Raw genomic sequence first — 6257 nt, forward strand, 5'->3', positions numbered from 1 at the left:
AAACCGGCGACCCGAAAGGGTTCTAGAGTTCGAATCTCTACGCTTCCGCCAAATTAGAAAACCCTGTGATAGCAATATCACAGGGTTTTTGCTTTTCTGGCTCCCGCGCGACCTTACTGGATCCCCAGCGTGTACTGCGCAATCTTGAAGTAAATAATCAGTCCGGTGCCGTCGATAAGCGTTGCGATAAACGGCGCAGAGACCACGGCAGGATCGATCCCGCAGCGCTTGAGCACCATCGGGATTACCGACGACACAATCGCGCTCCACAGCGTAATGCAGACCAGCGTCAGGCTGACGATAAGCGTGATCTCAAGCCCAATCCCCATCATCCAGGCGCGGAAACAGCCCGCCAGCCCCAGCGTGACGGCAATCATCAGCGAGGTGGTCATCTCTTTGCGCAGCACGCGCCCGACGTCGCGCAGATGCACTTCGCCAAGCGCCATCGCGCGCACCAGCGTCGAGGTGATCTGCGTCCCGCTGTTCCCGCCCGTACCAATCAGCAGGGGAATAAAGAACGCCAGCGCGATGGCGGACTCCAGCGCCTCTTCGAAGTGCTGGATAACCGAGCTGGTATAGGCTTCGGCGACAAACAGCAGAAGCAGCCAGACGGAGCGCTTTTTCCACAGGCTTATGGGGCTGGTTTCCAGATACGGCTTCTCCAGCGGCAGCGTCGCACCCTGAAGCTGGGCATCTTCCGTCACGTCATCTTCCAGCAGGTGCGCAATTTCGCGCTCGGTCAGACAGCCCACCACCTTGCCGTGGGTGACAACCGGAACAACGTCTGCCCCCCCGTGCGCCAGCAGCTGGGCGACGTCCGCGCGTTCATCCTCCGGTTTAACCTGTAAAAACTGCGACACCATCAGCGCCTTAACCGGCTGTAGCGTATCCGTTGCCTGCAATAATTTGCGAACCGCAATCAGACCCGCCAGACGGCCATTATCTTCAATAAAAATATGCGACGGAATATCGTCATCTTTTAATTTCTGGAAAAACTGTTCGCGTGCCAGCGCCACGCATAATGTAATATCGAGGACAATAAAATCGGTATTCATATATTGTGCGATAGCGCTGTCGTTGAATGCCGGATTAACGTTGTGAATAGCGTGAGACATAGTGAATTCCCTTTGAATAATAAAATCTCTCAGGGGCGAGCAAGACAGGGCATGTCGAAGAGGAGATCCCCACGTCCTGGGTTCAGCACTGTACACCGTATCCTTAAAAAGGAAGTTATACTGACAAAGCCTTGATTCGACAGTGCCTGTTTTACCCTGTGCCGGTTCTCTCGAACCCACCAGAGCGATAACGTGTATTTGTACAGGAGCCTCGCCATAACGAGATCGTTGTAAAACGTGGGGGATAATACACGGCTATTAAAATAGTGCATCGAAAATTAAACAATGTTTAGAAAAGGTTTAGATAAGATTATTTATCTCTTTTGTTGAGCTGCGATTTAATTAATTCGCGGATAAAGATGTTTTATTAGGAGCGTTAATATTTCCATAGGCATTTCGGAGTGAGGTATGGCGTGGTTTGACAACATGCTGGAACATTTTGCGCTGCATCCGGCGCAGCTGTTCGCATTGCTGTTTGCGATGGCGCTAAGCAAATCGACGGTGCTGCTCTCGTCTTTCCTGCCGCCCGCGTCGGTCATGCTGCTGGCGGGCATTACCGTGAGCCAGTCGAGCCTTCATCCGGGGCTGACCTGGCTGGCGGTGGTCTTGGGCGCAACGCTGGGATCGGTGCTGAACTATCATATCGGGCAGCTGATGGGGCACACCCCGTTCGTGACCCGCATCAGCGCGAAACACGCGGGCCGTTTTTTACAGGTGCAGCATCGATTACAGACCAACAGCATTGCCGTTCTGTTCACCTCGCGCTTTATCGCCGTGCTGCGCTATATCGTGCCGCTCGCCGCAGGAATGCTGCGGATAAACGGCAAAAAGGTCTATCTCGTTAGCCTACTTTCTGCCGCAGCCTGGGCGGCGGTATACGTTGGTGCCGTCAGCGGAATTCGCGCCTGGCCACTCATGTAATCATCAGTTTGAGAAATGCTTCCCGGAAAATTGTCATTAATCTGTCACACTTAACGCAACGTTAACAATAAGTGAGGAATTAGGGATGAGAAAAGCACTACTCGCGGTTGCAGTGGCAGGCACCCTGTCAATGACCTTTGGCGCCCAGGCGCAGGACGCACCGGAAGGCTATCAGTTAGAACAGGTTTTGATCATGAGCCGCCACAACCTGCGCGCGCCGCTCGCCAATAACGGCAGCGTGCTGGAACAGTCCACGCCAAACAAATGGCCGGAATGGGACGTGCCGGGCGGGCAGCTCACCACCAAAGGCGGCGTGCTTGAGGTGTACATGGGACACTACATGCGGGAGTGGCTGGCAGAGCAGGGGATGGTGACCACCGGCGAATGCCCGCCAGCTGACGCAGTTTACGCGTACGCCAACAGCCTGCAACGCACCGTTGCGACCGCGCAGTTCTTTATCACCGGGGCCTTCCCGGGCTGCGACGTTCCGGTACATCACCAGGAAAAAATGGGCACGATGGACCCGACCTTTAACCCGGTTATCACCGATAACAGCCCTGAGTTTAAAGACAAGGCGCTGAGCGCGATGACGGCAGAGCGCCAGAAGATGCAGCTGGATGAAAGCTACAAATTGCTGGAGCAAATGACGCACTATACCGACTCGCCGTCCTGCAAAGAGAAGAAGGTCTGCTCTCTGACCGAGGCGAAAGACACCTTTAGCGCGGATTATGAAAAAGAGCCGGGCGTGTCCGGGCCGCTTAAGGTAGGTAACTCGCTGGTGGATGCCTTTACCCTGCAATATTACGAGGGCTTCCCGACCGACCAGGTGGCGTGGGGCGAGATCAAAACCGATCAGCAGTGGCGGGTGCTGTCGAAGCTGAAAAACGGCTATCAGGATTCGCTGTTCACTTCCGGGGAGGTGGCGCGCAACGTGGCGAAACCGCTGGTGAAGTACATCGATAACACCCTGGTGACGGAGCAGGCGAAAGCCGCGAAGATCACCCTGCTGGTGGGACACGACTCTAACATTGCCTCGCTGCTGACGGCGCTCGATTTCAAACCCTATCAGCTGCACGATCAGTACGAACGCACCCCGATTGGCGGCAAAATTGTCTTCCAGCGCTGGCATGACAAAACCGGCAATCGTGAGCTGATGAAGATTGAGTATGTCTATCAGAGCACTGAACAGCTGCGAAATGCGGATGTGCTGTCGCTGACGTCCCCGGCGCAGCGTGTGACGCTGGAGCTAAGCGGATGCCCTGTTGATGCAAACGGATTCTGTCCGGTGGAGAAATTTAATACGGTGCTGAACAGCGCGGCGAAATAGAAATAACCCCCCGCCCAGGCGGGGGGAAACGTTTAGACGTTTTTGCGTTCGATGGTTTGCTCACCCCAGAAGAGGGAGTCTTTGTCGGTTTTTTCGAAGGCGCGTACCAGTACCTCATCACTGCCTTCTTCCCAAATCTGCTCCGCCAGCTTTTCGTCATAGTTCGCGACTTCAAAAATGGCTTCGGCGATTTCCGGAGAGGTGTTGCGTAAGCTTGCCCATTCGCCTACATGATGAGCTTTAGATTCTTGAGTTGGCATGGTTGTCCTCCTGTTGGGTTAGCCTTTCAGTTTTTTGGCAAGACCCGCGACATATTCACCCTGATAGCGGGCGATTGAGAGTTCTTCATTGCTTGGCTGACGCGAACCGTCGCCTCCGGCAATGGTGGTGGCGCCGTACGGCGTGCCGCCACGAACCTGAGACACGTCAAACAATTCCTGTGCGGCATAGCCGATTGGCACAATCACCATCCCATGATGCGCAAGGGTTGTCCAGGTTGAGGTGATGGTTTGCTCCTGACCGCCGCCGGTGCCGGTAGAGCTAAACACGCTGGCGAGCTTGCCGTATAACGCGCCGGACGCCCACAGTCCCCCGGTCTGATCGAGGAAGGTGCGCATCTGGCCAGACATATTGCCGAAACGGGTTGGTGTGCCGAAAATAATCGCGTCGTACTCGGCCAGCTCCTGCGGGGTCGCCTGCGGGGCATTTTGCGTTTTGCCCCCGGCCTTCATGAAGGCTTCGGCGTTCATGGTTTCAGGTACGCGTTTCACCACAACCTCTACGCCATCGACCCGGTTTGCACCTTCGGCAACGGCGTGCGCCATGGTTTCAATGTGTCCATACATGGAATAATAGAGCACTAAAATTCTCGCCGTACCACGTTCTGTATCTGACATGTAATACTCCTTTTAGCGATTGAAATTACTTTGAGTGTAGCAAAAGATAGTTCTCGCTTCGTATCTTGATAGGTCAATAAAGGCTCAACATGCTAAAGATACTGTCATCAGACCGAACGTATTACTGCCTGATACGTAAACAAAATCGCACGGCACGGCGGGGGCAATGAACCCTACAGCGTGACTTCAAAGGCCTTGATGGCAACGTCCGGCGCGTTAGCAATGGCTTTGGACACGGCCTCATGGAATTTTTTCACGCCAATGTTCTTTACGGCCGAAAGACCTTCCTCTATCTGCCTGAAATAGTTGTCATCACCCACGAAGCCCGGCCTTGCCGTGAGCGTGCGGCCCACCACGGCTTTGTAGTAGGTTCTGATGCCAAACTTCTGCTCACGCGTAAGCTTGCCCGTGGTGACGGATTCAAAGAAGGGCAGATCTGGCGTTTTTTTCTCCGCAACCGCTTTGTTCAGATATTCCAACAGCCAGGTGAAATCTTCCAGACTGAGATTTTCAACGGTGAACGCGCTGCCCGCTTTGCCGGAAGGTGCCGGGGCAGGGATATCCGGCGCGGCGTCGTCCATGGAAAGCAAGAAGTCATCCGAGAGGATCTTCTTACGTTCTTTTATCGGTTTCGCCAGCGTATCGCGCACGTACTCTTCAAGAGACATGTTTTTGTTGCGGGATAACACGTCTTCGATATGCAGATCGGTGTCGGATTTCACCCAGGATGGTTTTTCGGTTGTTCGGGTGACGTGGCCTTTGGCATCCACTTCGTAGAACCGGGAGGTGTGGGGAACGGCGAAGCGCAGGTTTGCCAGCTTCGGTAATTCGCCGTCCAGCGCAAAGTCCAGGTAGGTGGCGAGCATTTTCGCCGCGTCTGTGCCGATTTTATGCACGCTCCCGGGTTCTGCGTCAGCAGCAAGTTTAAGGGCAGCATCAACGGGTGGCCTTTCCGGAGCGGGCGTCGTCAGGCAATACAGTTCACGCCATGCTGACCCTTTTTTGATAGCGGCAGCCATATGTCAATCCTCTTAATCGGTGAATGACATGAACTCTACGCTTGAGGCACAAAAAAGGCCACTCCGGGGAGCGGCCTTAGGGCGATTACGATGCGGGCTTACCAGCCGATGGCCGCAGAGGCAGAGAACATGGCGTCCCCGTTGCTGGTCTCAGAGGCGGCAACCGTTGTGGCAACGTTATCCGAGAATTTGTGGCGATAGCCCAGGGCATAGCCCTGCTCATTTTTGAAGTCACCCGCGCCAATAGCAACAGAGTTGTCCGTTTCGGTGTAGTGCAGGCCGGAGATAGCAACTGCCCCTGCGATACCGGCGCGATACTCTTCACGATCGTTTGACTGCTGCTGCTCAAGAGACTTCTGATGAGATTCCACCGCGTTGAGGCGCTGAGAGTTGCTTGCCGCCAGCGTCGCGGTATGAGACACGGTCTGGTTCATATGCTGGACGTATTCACCCTGCGCTGTTTGCTCTTCCTGAACGTGGCGAAGCGTTGTCTGGTTCTGCGCAACCTGTGTTTGCGTGGCGGTGTCGGTCTGCACTTTAGTGATAGTGGTCGTCACGCCAGCGTCGCCTTTTTCACCCTGAGCGCCCGTTTTACCGTCGATGCCGTTGTGAGGTTCTTCGGTAACGTGCTGGCTTGCCGTGCGCCGCTGATTAGCCTGAACCAGTTGCAGGCCTTTTACTGCGTCAGCGTTAACCTGACTTTGTTCCATCACCGCATTCAGTTTTGCGGTCTGACGATCCTGCCCTGTGGCATTGCTGTCCAGGTGCTGGGTACGGTCAATGTCCGGTGTTGCGGTGGCCGTTGCGTGGGTCAGCGCTGACTGGGTTGTGTGTTGATCGGCAGTACGGGCGATATTGGCATTGGTCAGGAGCTTACCTTTTACCCTGGCCGCTTCAACATCATGGGTTTCAACCACCTGTGCGTTGTAATCCACGCGCTGGTTAGCAGTGCGGGCGATGTTGGCGTCGGTCAGGAGCT

Annotated in this window: 7 protein-coding genes and 1 riboswitch; of the genes, 2 read left to right on the forward strand and 5 right to left on the reverse strand. The window is 54.8% G+C overall.

Annotated features, from left to right (window positions below; translation table 11 throughout):
• Positions 1 to 113: 113 nt before the first annotated feature.
• Positions 114 to 1115, reverse strand: coding sequence for a magnesium transporter (locus ACSVHP_RS22715; RefSeq protein WP_447552978.1), 1002 nt, complete (start codon positions 1113 to 1115; stop codon positions 114 to 116).
• 60 nt (positions 1116 to 1175) lie between these two features.
• Positions 1176 to 1346: riboswitch (M-box (ykoK) riboswitch) on the reverse strand.
• Between the two features lie 177 nt (positions 1347 to 1523).
• On the opposite strand from ACSVHP_RS22715, the gene ACSVHP_RS22720 reads away from it, so the two are divergent.
• The gene (locus ACSVHP_RS22720) at positions 1524 to 2036 is read left to right on the forward strand and encodes a DedA family protein (RefSeq protein WP_447552979.1); all 513 of its coding nucleotides are present in this window, start codon (positions 1524 to 1526) and stop codon (positions 2034 to 2036) included.
• Positions 2037 to 2121: 85 nt separating this feature from the next.
• Positions 2122 to 3363 (forward strand): bifunctional glucose-1-phosphatase/inositol phosphatase, encoded by a 1242-nt coding sequence (gene agp, locus ACSVHP_RS22725; protein WP_447552980.1) that lies wholly within the window; start codon positions 2122 to 2124, stop codon positions 3361 to 3363.
• 32 nt (positions 3364 to 3395) lie between these two features.
• Here agp and ACSVHP_RS22730 read toward each other — a convergent pair whose 3' ends face one another.
• The 4 genes from ACSVHP_RS22730 to ACSVHP_RS22745 all read right to left on the reverse strand — a co-directional run.
• The gene (locus ACSVHP_RS22730) at positions 3396 to 3623 is read right to left on the reverse strand and encodes a YccJ family protein (protein WP_234673918.1); all 228 of its coding nucleotides are present in this window, start codon (positions 3621 to 3623) and stop codon (positions 3396 to 3398) included.
• An 18-nt stretch (positions 3624 to 3641) separates the two neighbouring features.
• Complete coding sequence (gene wrbA, locus ACSVHP_RS22735) at positions 3642 to 4259, reverse strand: NAD(P)H:quinone oxidoreductase (RefSeq protein ID WP_234673917.1); 618 nt, start codon at positions 4257 to 4259, stop codon at positions 3642 to 3644.
• 173 nt (positions 4260 to 4432) lie between these two features.
• A complete protein-coding gene (locus ACSVHP_RS22740; RefSeq protein ID WP_447552981.1) occupies positions 4433 to 5278 on the reverse strand; it encodes a hypothetical protein in 846 nt (281 codons plus the stop codon).
• A 98-nt stretch (positions 5279 to 5376) separates the two neighbouring features.
• On the reverse strand, positions 5377 to 6257 hold an 881-nt coding region (locus tag ACSVHP_RS22745; protein WP_447552982.1), incomplete at its 5' end, for a YadA C-terminal domain-containing protein.

Source organism: Enterobacter sp. 186315 (genome assembly GCF_053290175.1).